The organism is Ruegeria sp. HKCCD6647-2 (genome assembly GCF_057221075.1).
In genome coordinates, this window is the sequence record NZ_JBWVBD010000001.1 from 35,217 (window position 1) to 54,374 (window position 19,158).

Genomic DNA, 19,158 nt, shown 5'->3' on the forward strand with positions numbered 1-19,158 from the left:
TAATATCAGCCCAGGGAACCGCAGATGAAAGCTGAACCGACGCGCGCAGCCACCGGGAACCGGGTTGAATTCATTTCTGACCGGTCAGGCGGGCGCGACAACAACTTCAACCTGATCCGCATTCTGGCAGCCGCCGGGGTGCTGGTTTCGCACGCCTTTCCGCTGAGCTGGGGCGTCGGTGCTCGCCAACCGCTCGAAGCATTGTTGCACGGTACGGCCTTGGGAACCGTTTGCGTCTGGATATTCTTCGCCATCTCAGGCTTTTTCATTACCCGCAGCTTTGACCGGACGTCGTCCATATCGTCGTTCCTGCTGGCCCGGGTCCTACGCCTGTTCCCTGCGCTGGCCACGGTACTGATTGTGACGATCCTGTTTGCAGGGTTGTTTCTGACCGAAGCGGCCCCATCGGTCTATTGGGCCGCGACAGGAGAATATTTCGTCCGAAATATCACCCTGTTCAACTTACAGTACTCTTTGCCTGGCGTATTCGGCGACAACCCCGGCGGCGGCGGCATCAACGGATCGCTCTGGTCACTGTCCTACGAAGTGACCTGTTACGCCGGTGTCTTCGCCTGCGGGGTACTTGGGTTGCTCGGGCACCGCAAAGCCTTTGTCGGACTTTCACTGCTGTTTTTGTGCGTCTACGCCGCAACGATGATCTTTGAGCTGAACCCGCGTATCGAGCAGCTTGCACGGCTTGGATTGCCCTTCATTACCGGAATGATCTTTTACCTGTTCCGACACAACATACCGCTGTCCTGGGGAACGCTAGGCGGGGTGACTGCTGTCACCGTTGCGGCCTGGTTTACGCCGCTGTTTATGCCGGTTTTCGCAGTCGGCCTGTCTTATGCAGTGTTCTTTTGCGGGTATGCAAGAACGCCCCGGCTTTTGCTTTACAACAAGCTGGGGGATTATTCCTATGGCGTCTATATTTATGCGTTTCCGATCCAACAATTGGTCGCGCAGTCCGGGGTCACCACGCCTGCCATCAATATCGCGATTTCCCTGCCCTTCACGCTTGTCTGCGCGGTGCTGTCCTGGCACCTTGTCGAGGCGCCGGCGATGAAACTGCGCCATCGTTCCAAAACTCCAAAGCCGGTGGAGTCAAAGCAAGCTGCAAAATAAACCGGGCGGTCCGGCTAGCCTTTCCAGATTCTCTTGTAGGCTGCAATCAGCGCGGGTACCTGATGTGGCCAGGCCATCTCGGCCTCGACACGCGCGCGACCGTAGCGTCCCATGGCCGCGCGGCGTTCCTCATCCGCCAGCAATTCGGTGATCTTGTCAGCCATATCCACAGGATCGTTAGCCTTCGCATATAGCGATGCCTCCTGCGCCGAGAATCGGCCTTCGGTCACGTCGAACTGAACGATGGGTTTCTCGAAGGCCATGTATTCGAGGATCTTGTTCATGGTGGATTTGTCGTTCATCTCGTTCACCCGATCCGGGTTCACGCAGACATCCGCGGTTGACAGGATCTCGAACAGATCATGATCCGGCGCCCGGCCGGTGAAAGTCACGTAATCCGACAGCCCCATTTCGATGGACAGTTCCCGCAGCTTGTCCAGGCTGGGGCCACCGCCCACAAGACAGAACTGGATATCCTCGCGCCCCTGAACCCCAACCAGATGCGCCACGGATTCCAGCAGGAGGTCGATCCCCTCCTGATCGCCCATCACGCCGACATAACCCACCATGTATTTTCGCCCGTTGCGCCAATCGGGGTTCGGGGGCAGGTGCTGCAGGCGGCTCAGATCGGGGCCTGAGCGGACTACGAAGACATCCTCAGGCGCCATTCCACCCCGTTCGATGGCGATCTTGCGATAGCTTTCATTGGTGGCAATCGACACCCGCGCCGAGGCGAAGGTCAGGCGTTCAAACGTCTTCATCAGCTTCCAAAAGAACCCGCGCTTGTCGAACTTGGCCTCGTAAAGCTCGGGGTTGATGTCGTGGTGATCGAACAGATAGCGCACGCCAAACAGCTTGAACGGCAGCGCCACCAAAAAAATCAGATCGGGCGGGTTACAGCCATGAATGACGTGAAAGCCGCGCGTCAGCTTGATCCGCAGCGCCAGCCAGCTTTCCCAGAACAGCGCCGCGCCATATTCAAGCAGATACCCCAGCGCACCGCTGGCATCCAGCGGCAGCGGGTGGCGATAAACCTTGATGCCTTCGTCTTCCCAGACGCGTTCCTCATGGCCCTTGCCGGTAGGGCAGATGACCGAAACCAGCGCGCCGGCCGCGGCCAGCGTGCGGGCCTCCATCCAGACGCGACGGTCAAAGGGGACGGGCAGGTTTTCCACTACGATCAGAACCTTGAGGCCCTTCAGGGGCTGGCTCTGGCGCAGCTCTTCGAATGAAATCGGCTGAACGGCGGGCACAGGGCTAGTCATATTCATAGGTTCTCACCACCCTTGTATCGCCAAGGCTCAGCTCGTCCACAATCCTGTTCGATCCAATCACCAGATCCCAGGGTCCGGCCTCGGCCGTGGCACGATCCACCAATAGGCGACCCACCGACGGTAAGTGGGTGAAGGCATAGCCCAGGTTCTGCCCCCGCAGGTCGGCTGGCTTGATCGCCGGATCATAAACCGAGAGCTGATAGCCGGCCTGCAGCAGCCGCCGGGCAATATCCACATTGGGGCTTTCGCGTAGATCATCAGTTCCGGCCTTGAAGGCCAACCCCGCCATCAGAACGCGCGCGCCTTCAGGCAGCCGGGCCATGATGTCCTGCGCCTGGTAACTCTTGTGCGCCTGATTGGTCTGCAACAGGCTGTCGATCAGATGGGTATGCGCGCCAACCTCACCCGCGATGTGCTGCAGCGCGCGGACGTCCTTGGGCAGGCAGGACCCCCCGAACGCACCACCGGGGCGCATGTAATAGGACGAGATGTTCAGCTTGGTGTCCGAGACGAATATCTCGTGCATGGTCTTAGCCGACACGCCCATCCGATGACAGATCCGGCCGATCTCATTGGCAAATGCCACTTTGGTTGCATGCCAGGTGTTGTCGACGAATTTGGTGATCTCGGCCTCTTCAAAGGCAGTATAAAAGACCGGTGCATCCAGACCTTCGTGCATCTCGTCCATCACCCCCGATCGCTTGCCATCTGCGGTGCCGACAACAATCTTCGGCGGGTTGAAAAAATCTTCCACAGCCGAGGCTTCGCGCAGGAACTCGGGGTTATAGACAATTTCGACCGCCTGCGCCGTCCGGTCGCCCAGATAACTTTGGAAGATCGGCTCGATCAGTTGACGCACGGTGCCGGGCCGGAAGGTCGAGCGATACGCGACGGTCAGAGGCCGTGCCCGGTCGGGTGACACGGTTTCGGCAATCTGGCGCGTCACCTCGGCCACAAAGCTCATGTTGTGCGAGCCATCGGTGGAACTGGGCGTGCCAACGCAGACAATAGCCAGATCCACATCTGAAAGGTCCGGCATTTCGACGGTGGCCTGGATCAACCCTTTCCCGAGTGCCGCAGTTAGCAACCCGGCCACCTGGGGTTCTTTGATCGGCGGTTGGCCAGCGTTGATTTCCGAGACCTTGTCGGCATTCACATCGATGCCGATTACCTCATGCCCTTCACGGGTCAGGCAACACGCCGCGGTGAACCCCACATACCCCAAACCGAAAATCGCAATCTTCATTCCGTCACACCATTTCGAAACTCGATACTCGTAAACCATTCACAAGCAAAAAATCTTCACCTGCTTGGCATATTCACGCAATTAGTGTCCAATTCATGACACCGAGTGAAATTACAATTTGACGCAGAATTCAATGTGCTGACAGGTAAAACAAGTGCCCTTTGACAAATGGAACTAAATCGTTGCGAACCGCATATATTATAGCACTATCAGTGTAGTTTTCCGCCCCCGGCCACTGTTCCGGAATCACGTTTTCCGGTACTGACCGAGGTTCTGATGTATGCGCGATCTGGAAACACTGGCGCGATTTGACGTAATTTGTTGCGAGTATGGAAAGTTAAAGAACTTGAAGCGATCAACCGAACCGAAGCAGAATGGTAACTCGTCGCGCAGCGCCGCTCTGGCCGTCGGGGCCACGACATTGCTGGCATCCAGCCTGTTTCGTCAAGTTCTGGGGCTGGTGACATTGGTGGTGACGGCGCGGCTGCTGACGCCGAAGGATTTCGGTATCGCCGCATATTTTCTGGTCGCCACCGCCTTTCTGGAAATGATGCAACGGCAGATTTCCAACGTACTCATCCGGCTCGAAGACGTCATCCATGAACATCTTGAGACGGTATTTACCTTTCAGGTGATCCTCGGTGTCACTGCCGGTTTGTTGTTTTATGCGTCCCGACCCTTTGTCGAATTCATCGGGCTGCCGGAACTGGTTCCGCTGACTCCTCTTCTTTGCGTGCTGTCTCTGATCATAGCCATCAAGAGCCCGCGTTTCGTTCTGTACGAACGCAATCTGCGCTTCGGCTTCGCCGCCGGAGAAGAAACGCTGAGCCGGATCATTTACTCGGCCATCGCAATCAGCCTGGCCTGGTACTGGGGGGATTTCTGGGCCATCGTCGTGGCCAATTTCTGCGCTTTGACCACACGCTGCGCCTGGACATTCTACTTTGCGCCGATGGTTCCGAAATTGTCACTGGCGCGCTGGCACGATTGCTTTTCTTTTTCAATCTGGTCCACCGGTGCACTGGTGGCCCAGTTCTTTTCAAGAAATATGCCGCAGCTGATTGTTGGTGCAACGCTGGGGCTTTCGGATGCAGGTGTATTTCGGCTGGGAAACCGGCTGAGCACGCTGGTCACCACGCAACTGTTCGCCCCGTTGCAACGCGTGCTTTATCCTGGACTTGCAGATATTTCACGCAACACGAACAGGCAGGACGAAACGTTTAACCGGCTGAACGAACTGCTGCTTGCCATCGTCTTGCCCGTTTCGGTTGGAATGGCATTGGTGGCCAATCACGTCGTGATCGTGGTGCTTGGTCCGCAATGGTTGGGCGCGGCCCAGGTCATATGGGTTCTGGCGCCGCTGAAAGCACTGGAAACACTGCAGGAGAACGTCCAGTCGGCTTCCTATGTCGAAGGATCGACCAGGATTCTACTGATCCGCAACACTTTCCTTTTGGTAATTGTATGCCTGTTTATGTGGGTCGGGGTGGGCTACGGCTTCACCGGGGCGCTCGCTGGCGCGGGGGCCGGAAGTGCAGCCGCAATCGTGACGACCCTGTTTTTGGCAAAGCGATATGGCAAACGCACATTTGTCGGCCCATTGACAGTTGCCTGGCGGTCTTTTGTCTCGACTCTGGTCATGATTGCCGCTGTGCTGTTTGTCGGCAGCGCTTATGGCAGCACCGAAGTGATCGGCTGGGCGTACGAGTCATTCGACGATCTGCCCCTGTTGCGCTTTCGCTTCATTGTGAAGGTTCTGGTGGGGGCCGGGGCCTATGTCGGTACTCACTTGTTGCTCTGGCACCTGTCCAAACGGCCCGAAGGTGTGGAAAGCGCGGTATTCAGGCTGGCCGGGAAGATGCGCAGACATGTCTTCCACTAGCAATAAAAGGGAAAGTTGCGGATCATGACACAAACCGCGACACCTCGGATCGATCTCAGCGTCATTATTGTAAACTACAAAACCCCTGACGTTACATCGAAGGCGATACAGTCTGTACTGGATCACTCCGGGTCACTGGATATCGAAGTGATCGTGGTCGACAACGATTCCCAGGATGGCAGTGTCCAAGCGTTGCGCAAAGCCCATCCGCAAGCAACTATACTGGCAGCCGGTCATAACGGCGGATACGCTTGGGGGAACAATGTCGGTATCCGAAGCGCGCGGGGGCGCTTTCTGCTGGTCCTTAATCCCGACGCGCTGGTTTATGAGGGAACGCTCGAACGTGCAGTCTGCTACATGGAAGAGAACCCGCAGGTCGGCATTTTGGGTGGTCATGTATCACTGGAAAACGGCACGCAACAGCCGACCCTGTTCCGGGAAGTTTCGCTTGGCAAGTTGTTCTGGGGTCTCGTTGTCCCGAACCGGGTCCTGCGTCGCAGCCAGTTGTTCGGTGATCAGCGCTATGCCTCGTTATCGCGTGATGCGGTACAGGACGTAGAGGTCGTCGCTGGTTGCTTCATGATGATCTCGCGGGATGTCGTTGAAAAGGTAGGGATGATGGATGACCGCTTTTTCATGTATAGCGAGGAATCCGAATGGTGTTGGCGCGTCCGGCAGGCCGGGTTGAAAGTGCGCTACAATCCTGAGGTTCGCCTCATGCACTATGGCGCCGTCTCTACGGGTCAGACCTCTCCGTGGAAATCCGTTGAAATCGCCAAGGGCCACATTCTTTTCCTTCGTTTTACGCGTGGCCCCTTTATCGCTTGGCTTGGAACCGCGCTTATGACGCTGGCCGATCTTCTTCGCGCCGTCTGGTTTCTGCCCATCTCTCTGGTCCGACCTGGCCACAAAGGAGCCGAAGCCTGGCGCGCGCGGACTGCATTCTTGCTGGGCGCTTTGTTCAGGCAACCGAAAGGGCAAACGCCTCCGCAACCTGATATCGGGTTGGTGACATGAAGGCGCTGGCGAAATCCATCGTGCGCGGGACGGTGCATACGGCTCTTGGTCCGATGGAGGCCAAAATGCTGTCGCAGCAGCCCGCGGCCAGATGGCCCCACGTGTTTATTCTGGGCGCACCAAGATCCGGGACGTCGTTGTTCTATGAACTGATGACGACGCAGTTCGAGTTCTCTTATTTCACCAACCTGGCACATCGGTTTTTCAAGACACCTCTGGCGGCAACCAGGTTCGGGCGACCTTTCATCTCTCGTCATATTCCGTCCTACCAAAGTGACTATGGCCATATTTCCGGTTGGGCCGCGCCAAATGAAGGGGGTTGGATTTGGCAGCGCTGGCTGGAGGATGGCCCATGGGCAGATGAGAGCAAGATTGCGACGCTGCCAGTCGATGAGATCAGATCAACGATATCCGGAATGTCGAACCTGTCTTCCTCGCCCTTTATCAACAAGAACGTCATGCACTCGAACCGGGTGCGCCTGCTGGATGCCTTGTTTCCCAATTGCCTGTTTATGGAAGTGCGGCGCGACGCCAAAGACACCGCCAGATCGATCCTGCGGGCACAGCGCCGCAAAAAGGGACCGGAGGCGCACGAGGACGACTGGTGGTCCGTTCGCCCATCGAACGCAGGGGGTGACACGGATATCGAACGGGCATGCCGTCAGGTCCGTGGCGTGGCTGAAGATATCGAACGCGATTGTGCCCATGTCGGCGTGGACCGGCGCTTCGTGATCGATTACGCGGCGCTTTGTGCCGACCCAAAGGGAACACTGTCCGATGTGGCCGGATTTCTGTCCGCGCACAGTGTCCCCGCAGTGGCGTTGCAGCAAAACACGCTTCCCGAACAATTCACTCTCAGACCTTCCAAGCCACTCGATGCCGACGAAGAGGGCTTGCTGGAAGGTTTTCTGGGACGTCAGGACGTCAGGGTGGCGGATTGATGGATCAAAACCAGCTCTCCCTTCGAACCGTCACACCAGAAGACTGGCCCCGCATCAGTGGCCTGTTCAGTGATCTGACATATGAACAGAGCCTGACCTACGCGCAGGCGGCTGCGCACCGCATCGGCGCCAATGCAAAATTCGTTGCCCTTTACAATGCGCAGAACACCCCGGTTGCCGCGGCTTGTTTGAGGATCAAGAAAATCCCGCTACTGAACCGGGGTATCGCCTGGATTGCGGCCGGTCCACTCACATGTAGCAGCAGCCAGCCCGAACCATCTGTGGCGATGATGGGCACGATCCTGTCGAAATTGCGCGACTATACGTATGACGCAGGTCACGTATTGCGCCTGCGATTTCCTGTGCAGGCGGTTCCGCCGGAACAGGCCATTGTACAAGCCGGTTTTGAACCGACGGATAGGGCCGCAGTGTATCGAACTGTGTTGATTGATCCGGATCACGATGATGACGACCTGATGCGCGCCTTACATGGCAAATGGCGCAATCCGCTGCGCAACGCATTGAAGGCCGGGCTGGAACTGGAAAGGGGCGCGATATCAGAGTTGTCAGATCGCTTCTCCCATCTGTACGAACAGGTGCGGGAAGCCAAAGGGTTTCAACCCGATATCCCTCCGGACTTCTACTACGATCTGTCGGGGCAGGATTTCGACCATGACGTGTTGATCGCGCGTAAAGATGGCGAGGATATCGGTGCGATGACCATTGGGTGTGCCGGCCGGAACGCGACGTATTTATTCGGCGCCACGTCGGAAGCTGGGCGGCGACTGAATGCAGGGCATTACTTGATGTGGCAAGCCATGCTCTACTGCCGCGAGCAGGGGGTCAAATGCTTCGACTTGGGCGGCATTGATCCCGAGACAAACCCAAGCGTTACCCGATTCAAGCTGCGAACCGGGGGCAAGGAATCCGTTGCTGCTGGACCTTACGAAGCCCGGCCTGCCGGGTATGGTGCCAGCCTGATCGACATTGCGGAATCCATGCACAGAAAGCTGAAGTCCTGACGTGGTGCAGAAAATTGGCATAAATTTCCACGGAATCGGTACTCCGGCGCGGGATCTGGAAGACGGCGAGGCACCGTACTGGCTGTCGGAAACGCAGTTCACGGATATCCTGGACCGCGTTGCTTCTGCGCCAGACCCGCGAAAATTCGTCATCACTTTCGACGATGGCAACTTCTCGGACTACGAGATCGCCTTGCCTGCCTTGCAGCAGCGAGATCTGACCGCCAGTTTCTTTGTATTGACGGGGCGATTGGATGAGCCCGGTTCGCTGGGGCGTGATCATGTCAAAGCCCTGGTCGCCGCAGGGATGGGTATAGGCAGCCACGGTATAGCACATGTCGACTGGAGCCAGTTGGCGCCTGCTGCGCTGGATATGGAATTGTCTAAATCGCGCGACGAATTGCAGGACTTGTGCGCCCAACAAGTGACCGAAGCCGGGATACCTTTTGGCCGCTACAACGCCCGCGTCCTGCGCGCGCTGAGCCGCCATGGTTACCGTGCAGCGTTTTCCAGCGACACCGGGTTAATGAACGACGCGGTCTTTCTGCGCCCCCGCACTTCCCTGCGCAGAGATATGACCCAGACTGAATTCGATGCGATTCTTGCCGGCCATATAACCCCCGCCAGACAATTGCGGCGTGCCATTGGCATGATCAGAAAGCGACTGCTTCCGCTGCGTTAGTCAACGGTCACACCGCGCCTTGCGAGCTGTTGGCGGATGACCGGGCATATCCGAACTTGTCCAGAATATGCCCCAGCTCCTGTTCGATATACGCAATATGTTCTGGTTCCAGCTCGTCTTTCCACTGCCCGCTTCGCCCGCTGCGTATATGCGCGCGTTCATTGGTTTTTGTTGCCGAGATCTTGCTGCGCTTACCGGCTTCGAACAGGCGCATCAGGCGAATCCCCAGTTCATGCGCTTTGCTGTTCAATCCAAGAAAGGAAAACATTTCATCATACAGTTCGTCGCGATTTTCACCCATCAAGTCATCATAGGAGACCTCAAGAATGTCCGGGTCGTTCAGATCCCAGTTTTCCAGCGTTTCGCGGCTGAAAAAGATAAAGTGGCGAATGGCCATGAACAGCCCTTCGGTCTTGTCTGCCGCCAGCAGCTTCTCCTGATAGGTCTGCCCATTCTCGTCGGGCACATGCGCCCAGATCTCGTTTGTCCAAAGATGGTAGTGGTAGGACGAGACGATCATGTCGCGCGGATCGCGCATGATGTGAATACCGCGGTAAGGTCCGATTTCGGATAACGGCGTCTGACTGTGTATCGAAAGAAATACATTCGTGTCTTTCGCCGGTGCCTGTCGCGAAATGTCCTCGAACCGTTCACCAAGTCCAAAGGCCAGCAACTTGAGCACAGCCTTGAAATAGGTGGTCATCGCTTTGTGATGGGTCCCTACAAATATCCTGTGCTGCAGCTTTGCAGCCCCTTTTGCCTCGCGTCTGCACGCCAGAAACAGGGGCATCATCCGCCACAGTTCGGGGTTCTTTAACAGGCCATAGTTCTTGCGAAACGAAATGGGGATTTGCGTGACGGCCTTTCGCCATCCCGATCGTTTGGGTTTGCGGCCAATTCCGGCATCCGTCATGATTTTTTCAGGCTGAGCTGACACTCAATAACTTCCTTATACTAAACACCCCAACCTCGGTTCCTCTGATCACGCATCCTTGGCAGATTGCCTTTCCGTGGGTTCGAACCGGGTATACCTTATCTTTTTCGCCTGCGGTGCCCGCGCATCGTTTTCGGACTGCGCTGCTTCATCTTTCGCATCGATCATCCAGGCACCGGCACCCAGCATGAACATCAGAAGGCAATAGGTTGCCTCCCACAAATGCACCGTGATGGCTGCGATGCTGAATCCTGTCATCGCAAACAGATAACCCAACCGATAGCTAGCCAACCGGCCCGACAGCGGCGCACGCCCGACGACCACGAAGATCACCACTATTGTTGCAAGCAGCACAAACAGCGCGGGCAATCCATAGCGCAAAGCAACAACCATCCAGAAGTTATCTAGGCTCGCAACCATCCAGGCCGGTTTGCTGAATGTTCTGAGGCCAATGCCGAAAATCGGATTGTTTACGACGTCATCATAGGCGTAGTTGAAAATATGAATCCTGTACCAGGCAGAATTGCTGTTCAGCGTGAGATAGGCCGCAAACAACTGCGCCGGAGGCCGCGTTGCCACAACATCGAGCAACACATAAAACCCGGCAAACAGATACAGCAGCAGGTTCCACTTTTTCTTGATCGAAGCAAACGTGACCTTCCACATCATCAGGGCAATCTGCACGGCCACCGAAAGCCATGCCCCCGAAGACAAGGAGGTGAAGGTCGCCGCAAGCACGACACTGACACGGCTCGCCTTGTTGCCCATCCCTTTGCCATAGCCCAGCACGTACCACGTCAGAGAAAACGCGACGCTACAGAATATTCCAAACAGAATGGGGTGCGGCATGGACCCCTGCGCGCGATAGAATCCAAGTCGCGGTTCATAGTGAACAACATTGGGCACTTTCGCGAATTTGGAAAAGAAGTCCAGAATGATGGATTTGTCCATCAGCGACTGATAGATGCTGAACGGCAGCATGAACAAAATCAGAATGAACATCCACTTGGCAAAGGCTCGAAACGCGTCTGCGTCTCGTATCATCCAGCGTGCAATAAAATAGGGGCCGAGCGTCTCGACAGCGGCGATTCCGATGTATTCCCACCGGGCGATGCCATGGTTTATGAGGATCGCCAAGCTGCTCCAAAGTGCATAGAAGATCATCATGTAATCGGCAAAATAGTATCGTCCGGAACCATCAAGCCAGCGGACCATGGCTGGAATAAAGAAGATCAGCAGTACCAGTCGATATGTACCGATCTGCAATCCGGCGACTTCAAAATAGAATGGCAGGACAAAGCCGCAAAAAAGCAGAGGGATGACAAACGGGCTTCCCTTCGCACTGGCCCGTGCCCCCGGTGCGTGTAACGTTCTTGCTGTATCTGCCGATGCTACCACTGAACTTTGTCTGACTTCGTTTCAAATCCCCGAACTCGGGTGTCTGCCGCGCAGCGAACCCCTCGCTGCCCAACGCTCAAAATCGTCTTTCATACTACCAAAAGCCAAATTGTTTTCACCCTATATCTGATGGGCAGGAACGCGACCATACAAGGATGGACCCGGCCCTGGATATGTTATTGCCCGCTTTCGCATTCCAATACGCAACGCCGAACCTCCGCCTGTTCAGCTCAATTGCCACAGAATCATAGAGAAAACTCATGCATCCAAACCCGCTGATGTCTTGGCGGGCGATCGAAGTGTAAAACTTGCTTCGCAATATGTCCGAAACCAGTTGGCCGATAGTTCCCAACTACACCAGTCTTCGGCCTAAGAATGAAAAAAACGGGGCGCAACACTGTACGCCCCGCTTAAACATTCCGAAAGTAGTTTACTTATTGTTCAGAATATCACGCATCAGATGAACTGCGCGTCATCCTGAACCCAGGTGTTTACGAACTCGACCTCATTATCGATGGCAAACGCACTGATCTCTCCATCCATGTCGGCGCCCCACGGAGATCCAAGCATCCAACCGTATTCACGCCCACCGGTGAAGTCGAAGTCGACACTGGATTCATCAATGACCACTTGGCCATCGACCAGAACCTGCAGACGATCCGCACTCTGATCCGCCAGCACGGTGATCTCGTGCGTTTCAGTGTCGTTCAGACCGATGTTTTCTGCAGTGAACCCCTTGTGGAACTTGGCGTCGTCATTTGCGACATGCACCTTCAGACCGTCTTTGGTCAGCATCACACCGAATTTTTTGTGGTTCCAGACCAGGCGCTGCGTGCTGCCGTCGGCCTCGTCGCGGGCGTATTCAATCGTAAAGGCGATTTGATCCGAGTCCTCGAACTCTTTCAACCGGCCGATTTTGACGAAATCGTCCGTGCCATCCAACTGAATCGCCGGACCGGACCCGGTATCCGCGATATGCGCATCGCCTCTCAGCGAAGCCTGATCGTTACCCGGCAGGTTTGCGATATCCAAGATGAAGTCATCGAAGATCATGCCAGACGATTGGCCGGTATCCGGGCTTGTAGGACCTGTATCCGGGCTGGAAGTGTCTGTATCCGGTTTGGTAGTTCCGTTGTCCGGGTTTGACGCACCTGAATCGGGGTTGTTGGTCCCGTTGTCCGGGTTCGACGCACCTGAATCAGGGTTGTTGGTTCCATTGTCCGGGCTCGACGCACCTGAATCGGGATTGTCGGTCCCGTTGTCCGGGTTCGACGCACCTGAATCGGGATTGTCGGTCCCGTTGTCCGGGCTCGACGCACCTGAATCGGGGTTGTCGGTCCCATTGTCCGGGCTCGACGCACCTGAATCAGGGTTGTTGGTTCCGTTATCCGGGTTCGACGCACCTGAATCAGGGTTGTTGGTCCCATTGTCCGGGCTGGTGGTGCCAGTGTTCGATCCGGTTGACCCGGTTGTGCTGGTACCAACCCAATTGTCGTAGGACATCGGGAGTTGCTGCGCCAGGCTCGAGCCTGCGCCCAGGTTGTCAATGACGCTGCCTTGCTTGACGCCAAACTGGTTGTAACCGTCCTTCGCTCCGGTGGCGTAATACGTGAACAGGTTGTCGTAGTAGTTGGCCGCGTTTGGATTTGTATTCTGGGCAAACACGTTGCTCGATACGTTCCAGTCTGATTGCCCGTTATGGCCGATAACTCCAGATGTAACGTTCTTGTCGATCGTGACATTCGTCGAAGCACCCGACACGTTTATCGCGGGCACCGATACCCCACCGGTCAGCAAGCCCGGCACCGCCAGTGTGGTGTTGTTCGATATTGTCAGATTGTTGGCGCCAGACACGGTGATGCCGTGAATATGACCATTGTAGATCATGTTATCTTCGATCAGAAGATTCTGGTAGAACATGTTGGGATCACTGGGGTCGGCATGACCGCTTCCCATGAAGATCGCCTGCGCGTAGTCACCGCCGGCCATATCGATGACATTGCCACGAATGGTAATGTCGGTGCTCGGGCCAAGCAGTTTGGAGAACTGGATGAAGTCTCCGTGATCACCCGAGTTGAGCGACCGGTTGAAATCGTGCAGGTAGTTCCCTTCAACCAGAATGCCCTGGTTGCCATCCAGATACATCCCGTCTGCGCGTATCGAGTGGATATTGTTCCCCTTGATGGCAACATTGCTGCTGGCACCGACATGCAGCGCATTGAGCCAGTTGAAATACTCGTTGTTTTCAACGGTTACGCCCGAGCTGTTTCGCACATACAGGCCGTAACCCGTACCAAAGCCATCCGCAGCCGAGGACACGCCCGACGCCACATCCCCATCAAAGACCGAATCCTTGATTGTGACGTTCGAACTGCCCTGAATCTGGAATGGCCTGTAGCTTTGAGCTTCGCCATTGAACGTGTAGTCGAATTTCACTTCTTCAAACGTGATATTCGCTGCATTTTTGACGCGCAGTTCCGAGATTGTAGCAGGCGCGTTCAGATCTGCTGATTTGATTGTGACATTGGATGCGAACTGATTGCTGACATCCAGGCGACCGTAGTCGCCGGTTGCCAACAGTATCGTTTCCCCACCAGTTGCCTGTGAGAGAGCTTGCTTCAACTCTGCCGCAGACGTTACCGTAATTATCGTCGACATCTTTCACCTTCTGTATCAGTGGCGCTATGAGTGGCAGCGCACGAGTTTCCGCTCACTTGGGCAGATGGAACAGCCGCACAATGGCGACACGTTGGCCGGAATATGGCTATGATTGGAAATTGTCGCCCGAATTGGGACAATACTGCCCCTTTGCCGTCATTTCCGAGTTAAACTCGATACTCGATACTGGGAATTGTTCCTCTTCCCTTTGCGGTAATTAAGGGTTTGGCGAATTGATTCCCGTTCCGCAACAAAGGACACAGTTTTGCCATTTTTCAGGCATTGGGCCGCGTATCCGCGCTAATCGTAGGCGGTAAATTGCCCCTTTCCGGTACGTAAGCGCGCCGAGTCATCTCTTCGAAACCTGTCGGATCGTGTCATGGACAAGGCTTTTGAGTGTTCGTAGGGTAATTCTGCACCCTACATCAGGAAGAGTGACTGCACATGCGATTCACATACCCCTCCGTTGGCCTGATGCTGATTGTCTGCGTTTTCCAGCTTGCTCTTGCCGCGCCATTGCACGCCGCAACCGCCTGCCGTGGCTTTGTCATCACCGCAGCGTTGCCGAAGGCCACTGGCGGTCAGGCCATCAGCAGCGCCCTGGAATTGACCGCAGCACTCAAAAGCGCGCGCGGAGGCGAAACCTTTCTGCTGGCCGGCGGCAACTATGGCGCGGTGAGAGTTCGGCAGACATTCAAAAAGCCTGTCACCATACGGTCCGCTGATCCGCAGTCCCCCGCCTGCCTGACAGAGCTGCGCGTGACCAAGTCCAGCAACATCATCTTTGACGGGCTGGTGCTCGATTATGTGCGGGCGCCAGGTGACAAGGTGCATGTTATCCGCTTTGAGATCAGAAACAGCCACGGCATCACGATCTCAAACTCGATATTCGACGGTGACTATAACGCCCGGATCGGGCACGGCCGCGGTCTTTTTATCCGGGACAGCTCCAAAATCACGATCTCCAACAACATCATGAGGAAGTGGTTGCGTGCCATCACGGCGGTGCACACGACTTTTCTTACCATCCGGGGAAACCAGATCTACGATATTCGTGCGGACGGGATGGCATTCAGCGGGATTGATGACGTGGTGATCGAAAGAAACACCTTGCACAATTTCCGCGCCGGCAGCACGCGGGATCACCGTGATATGATCCAGCTGATGCGCACGACGAATACCCGCAGCACCAATATCGTGATCCGCGACAATATTTTCGACATCGGGGCCGGGGACTACACTCAGACAATCTTCATGGGTGCCAGCGGCAAGGATACGAGCAATCCGCAATTGCGCCATCGGAACATTCTGATCGAGAACAACGTTATCTATAACGCACACCTTCATGGTATCTCGATACACGGTGTGGACGATCTTTCCATTCGCAAGAATTCCATAATCCGAGTACCCATATCCAACAGCGGCAAAGTGACAATCCCTCGCATAAACGTGACATCCTCGACTTCTGTCGTCATTGAACAGAACGCCGTCAGCGAGATCACCGGATATGAGAACCAACGCGACTGGGCCGTTCTGAACAATGCCATCATTCAGGACGTGTCGCCCTCGGCCGGTGGCTACTATGATCGTGAGTTCATCGTTTACAAAACGGGTTCCACCAATGGCTTTCATGAATATGGTGTTCGTCCCGGCAGTGAGATCGATCGCCTCAAAGCCGGTTCGACACTTGTCAAAAATTACCCAAGCCGTTGAATGATTGACATTGAGAAAGCCCCGTCGCCGTGATCTCGGACCTTAACGACAAACGACAGCTTATTAGATTCCTGGGCATCAGTGCCCTCGGAACGGCCGCTGATTACGTGCTGGCACTGCTTCTGGCGGTAACTCTGTCCACGCCCTATGCGATAGCCTCGACTCTGGGATTCATTCTGGGCTCGATCATCAATTATGTCGGCCACAACATCTTTAGTTATGAACATACCAGTCAGAGCACCATATCGCTCAGGGGATACGGCAGGTATTTTCTGGCCGTACTGTCGTCTCTGGGCATACGCCTCGCAGTGGTGGAAGGGTTGGCCTATTTCACGGCTCTGCCCTTCTGGTTCATCCTGCTGGTGGCCATTGGCGCGTCATTTGTCGCAAATTACATAATCTCGACCCTCTGGGTGTTTCGAAAACCTGGGTAGGAGATAATGTCACCCGGTCGGCGCATCCAAGACGGATGTCCGGCGTTCCTCGGAACGCATCCACAAACCAAAGAGCAGCGCGACTATCAAACCCAATCCCGTAAGGCCAAGGCCGACCTTTTCGCTCCAGTGCAAAGGCAACAGGATTCTGACATCAGCCTCAACCGGTTCAAATGTCAGGAATCCGTTGTTTGGGTCCCAGGACAATGGAACGTGAGTGCCATCAGCAGTCATGGCCTTCATATGGGACCAATACATCAACGCGACCCGCACCAACTCCTGCGGTTGTCCCTGATTTTGAGGTATCAGCCACTGGCGCGGCCCCTCGGCAGTTGGTTCCGTGAAGCCGGAGCCGGGGGTTTTGATCGTCGCCACGAAATCCAAAAGATGTTGCGGCAAGTCCCAGATCGGAGCGTCGGCGGCTTCTATTTTCACAGCCAGGGGTTCAAACACTGCTGGCGGCAGATATTCTGGCGCACCCCTCATCACCACCGGCTGTCCTCGCGAGGCTATACCTTCTGCGATCCGGTCCGGCACCAGCAAACCTACAATGGCAAAAGAGAGAACCAGACACCCCGCGCCAAACAAGACGTGCCACCTTTTACTGTGGCCATGCAGAACGGCGTTTAGCACCGCTCCTGACGCGAGCGCGAGCGCTAGATCCGACATGATCGTCAGCCGAAATGGGAACTGGACTTTCGCAATCACCCAACTGTCCCAAATCACCCGAGAGAACGAACCGTTCAGCAAAAGAACAAGAACAGCAGGCATCAGCGCCCAGACGATCAACCGCTTCCTTGCTTCGCCTTTGGAGACAATGGCTGCCAAGCCGGCCAGGACACACGCGGCTTCCTGACACACCAACAAGGCTATTCTGAATTTGTTGTTGGGAAGGGTGTCGAATCCAAACAGGTACCAATTTTCGGGGATCAGTTCCTGCGTGTACAACCCCTCAGGTGAAACATCACCTATGAGCACAACAGCGGGCAACCAATAGAAAGCGGACAAAGCTACACCGGCCCCTCCCAAAACGACGAGGATCGCAAGCGATCGAATGATATGGGTGCGATAGATCAACAGCCATGCACCGACAACAACCACCAGCACATGTGCCACCAGAAGGAGCGTCGGCAGATGGCTTAGGCCAAGACCAGCTAACCCAATCGGCAATGACCATGCCGGACGGCGGTCTTTCAAGGCAACAAGAACGCCATGGCAGACCAGGGGTACAAAGACGTATGCCGCGAACTCACCCGCTGATTGCCGGACCATCCAGTCTATGCCCAAATGGTAGGGCGCCAGCGCCCAGACAAACGACGCAAACAGGGCGGCCGCCGGTGGCAGGAACTGACGACCGAAAACCCAGAATGTCACGCCGGACAACCAGCACAGAATCCCACCGGACAGACCAAACAGAACCTGCGGGCTGCAATCCGGACAAAGCCATTGGACCGGTCCGGCAGCCACATAGAAGGGAAGCGGAGCGTAAAAGAAGAAATCGAACCCACCGACGCCATCCCAAAGTGCGGGAAGAAACCGTGGGTAAATCGAGCCGGGTCCTAGGGCGTCCGTTAAAGCCACGGTCCAGCTCATGTTGAAACCGTAGGAATGTCCCCTTGGCGTCCCGATCGCTCCAAATGCAAATATGGCAAGGCCCAGGGCGATCAACGCTATCAGCCCGATCCAAATCCTGCTCACCACGCCATTCTCTCCCGGCTGATTTCGAGACCGGGCCTCAATGCAATGAGCGATCCCGCCGTATGAATTCGATTATTCAAGAATACTGGTTTCAAAGCGAAGCCATCAACCGAGTTGCCAACAATGGGTTTAGGTGCTTTTCGAACACACAACCTGACTACCCGTCCACCAAAAATCGAAAAAGCCGCGCCTTCAAGCGCGGCCTTCCGAAGATAGAAGCCAGCCAAGCCAGTTTTTGCTTGGCCGAATGTTTTTAAGCTGCTTTGCGACGACGGCGCACGATACCCAGACCACCCAACGCGGTCAGAAGCAGCAGACCACCGGCCGGAAGCGGCACAGCAGCCACGTCGAAATCAAACTGGATCGGACCACCATTCGCCGACTGCGAATCCGACCATGTAAAGACAAGGTCCTGACCGTTGGTGTTGGCCGCGGTGAAGATCGTGTCGAGCGTTGTGATACCCGCCACCAATGAAATTGAGTTCACCAGCGTGTTGGTCGCGGCGTCCACCCAGCTCATAGTCAGACCGGTGAATGTCCCCAGAATATTCGCCGTAACAGACGCATTCGCAACGCCTCTCAACGGGTCAACGGAAGTCGTGAAGTTCACCGAGTACATGCCCGGACCGCCATTGGTCGACACAGTACCCGTGAAGAAGTTGTCGGATTTGATGTCATAGCTGCCACCGTCAACTACTACTGTAATTGCGTTAGCGGACCCGGAGAAAAATAGGGCCGCCGTTGCGGCAATGGCCATCATCTTTAATGCTTTAAACATGTTCCACCCTCGTTACACTGTCAGGATGCACCTGCTTTAATCACAGGGTGCAGTACTCAATCTTCCATTTGAGTTAACACATTATTTTTCCAGCACGCGAGGATTTTTTTGAAAAATATGGTTTTTTTGTGTTCGCATAGGTTGATTTGCCGAAAAATCTTACACTAAACCTCCGTTTGTTTCTGGAGCGACAACAGTTCCGCGTAGAATGTGGCGAAAAAGCGAATCTCCAGAAAGTTCGACACGACCTCACTCTACGGCCTCATTGCGCATCCAAAAGCACGCCATCAGGAGCCAGCCATCTTTCCGTACAGATAACAGATGTGCTGCTCACTTTGCAGGGGCGAGCAGGTTCC

The 19,158-nt window shown here is 55.4% G+C and carries 15 protein-coding genes; 8 read left to right on the plus strand and 7 right to left on the minus strand.

The annotated features are described in order from the left end of the window. Positions 1-24 precede the first annotated feature (24 nt). Positions 25-1,125: an acyltransferase family protein gene (locus AC2TDJ_RS00160; protein ID WP_480838034.1), complete on the plus strand. Its 1,101-nt coding sequence runs from the start codon at positions 25-27 to the stop codon at positions 1,123-1,125. A gap of 14 nt (positions 1,126-1,139) precedes the next feature. Here AC2TDJ_RS00160 and AC2TDJ_RS00165 read toward each other — a convergent pair whose 3' ends face one another. Beyond that, positions 1,140-2,396 carry a glycosyltransferase family 4 protein gene (locus tag AC2TDJ_RS00165; protein ID WP_480838036.1) on the minus strand — a complete coding sequence of 419 codons (1,257 nt, stop codon included), beginning with the start codon at positions 2,394-2,396 and terminating at the stop codon, positions 1,140-1,142. Then, positions 2,383-3,645, minus strand: coding sequence for a nucleotide sugar dehydrogenase (locus AC2TDJ_RS00170; RefSeq protein WP_480838038.1), 1,263 nt, complete (start codon positions 3,643-3,645; stop codon positions 2,383-2,385). Before AC2TDJ_RS00170 ends, AC2TDJ_RS00165 begins: the two co-directional genes overlap by 14 nt. Before the next feature lie 346 nt (positions 3,646-3,991). Between AC2TDJ_RS00170 and AC2TDJ_RS00175 the strand changes: the two genes are divergently transcribed. The 5 genes from AC2TDJ_RS00175 to AC2TDJ_RS00195 are packed head-to-tail and all read left to right on the plus strand — an operon-like array spanning position 3,992 to position 9,189. Next, positions 3,992-5,527: an oligosaccharide flippase family protein gene (locus tag AC2TDJ_RS00175; RefSeq protein WP_480838040.1), complete on the plus strand. Its 1,536-nt coding sequence runs from the start codon at positions 3,992-3,994 to the stop codon at positions 5,525-5,527. 24 nt (positions 5,528-5,551) lie between these two features. Continuing rightward, positions 5,552-6,544, plus strand: coding sequence for a glycosyltransferase family 2 protein (locus AC2TDJ_RS00180; protein ID WP_480838042.1), 993 nt, complete (start codon positions 5,552-5,554; stop codon positions 6,542-6,544). After that, positions 6,541-7,485 carry a sulfotransferase gene (locus AC2TDJ_RS00185; RefSeq protein WP_480838044.1) on the plus strand — a complete coding sequence of 315 codons (945 nt, stop codon included), beginning with the start codon at positions 6,541-6,543 and terminating at the stop codon, positions 7,483-7,485. The genes AC2TDJ_RS00180 and AC2TDJ_RS00185 overlap by 4 nt, the downstream gene beginning before the upstream one ends. Then, the gene (locus AC2TDJ_RS00190; protein ID WP_480838046.1) at positions 7,485-8,507 is read left to right on the plus strand and encodes a lipid II:glycine glycyltransferase FemX; all 1,023 of its coding nucleotides are present in this window, start codon (positions 7,485-7,487) and stop codon (positions 8,505-8,507) included. The genes AC2TDJ_RS00185 and AC2TDJ_RS00190 overlap by 1 nt, the downstream gene beginning before the upstream one ends. Position 8,508: 1 nt before the next feature. Further along, on the plus strand, positions 8,509-9,189 hold the full coding sequence (locus AC2TDJ_RS00195) for a polysaccharide deacetylase family protein (RefSeq protein WP_480838048.1): 681 nt from the start codon (positions 8,509-8,511) through the stop codon (positions 9,187-9,189). Positions 9,190-9,196: 7 nt separating this feature from the next. On the opposite strand, the gene AC2TDJ_RS00200 is transcribed toward AC2TDJ_RS00195, so the two are convergent. The 3 genes from AC2TDJ_RS00200 to AC2TDJ_RS00210 form a co-directional block, all read right to left on the minus strand. Continuing rightward, complete coding sequence (locus AC2TDJ_RS00200) at positions 9,197-10,126, minus strand: sulfotransferase domain-containing protein (RefSeq protein ID WP_480838050.1); 930 nt, start codon at positions 10,124-10,126, stop codon at positions 9,197-9,199. 45 nt (positions 10,127-10,171) lie between these two features. Next, the gene (locus AC2TDJ_RS00205) at positions 10,172-11,389 is read right to left on the minus strand and encodes an O-antigen ligase family protein (RefSeq protein ID WP_480838052.1); all 1,218 of its coding nucleotides are present in this window, start codon (positions 11,387-11,389) and stop codon (positions 10,172-10,174) included. Positions 11,390-11,977: 588 nt separating this feature from the next. Continuing rightward, complete coding sequence (locus AC2TDJ_RS00210; protein ID WP_480838054.1) at positions 11,978-14,179, minus strand: right-handed parallel beta-helix repeat-containing protein; 2,202 nt, start codon at positions 14,177-14,179, stop codon at positions 11,978-11,980. Positions 14,180-14,623: 444 nt separating this feature from the next. Between AC2TDJ_RS00210 and AC2TDJ_RS00215 the strand changes: the two genes are divergently transcribed. Together AC2TDJ_RS00215 and AC2TDJ_RS00220 are read left to right on the plus strand one after the other, a co-directional pair. Further along, positions 14,624-15,892: a right-handed parallel beta-helix repeat-containing protein gene (locus tag AC2TDJ_RS00215; RefSeq protein ID WP_480838056.1), complete on the plus strand. Its 1,269-nt coding sequence runs from the start codon at positions 14,624-14,626 to the stop codon at positions 15,890-15,892. 29 nt (positions 15,893-15,921) lie between these two features. Next, on the plus strand, positions 15,922-16,326 hold the full coding sequence (locus AC2TDJ_RS00220) for a GtrA family protein (RefSeq protein ID WP_480838058.1): 405 nt from the start codon (positions 15,922-15,924) through the stop codon (positions 16,324-16,326). Between the two features lie 9 nt (positions 16,327-16,335). Here AC2TDJ_RS00220 and AC2TDJ_RS00225 read toward each other — a convergent pair whose 3' ends face one another. Further along, complete coding sequence (locus tag AC2TDJ_RS00225) at positions 16,336-18,024, minus strand: hypothetical protein (protein ID WP_480838060.1); 1,689 nt, start codon at positions 18,022-18,024, stop codon at positions 16,336-16,338. Between the two features lie 253 nt (positions 18,025-18,277). Further along, the gene (locus AC2TDJ_RS00230) at positions 18,278-18,802 is read right to left on the minus strand and encodes a VPLPA-CTERM sorting domain-containing protein (RefSeq protein WP_480838062.1); all 525 of its coding nucleotides are present in this window, start codon (positions 18,800-18,802) and stop codon (positions 18,278-18,280) included. Between the last annotated feature and the right edge of the window lie 356 nt (positions 18,803-19,158).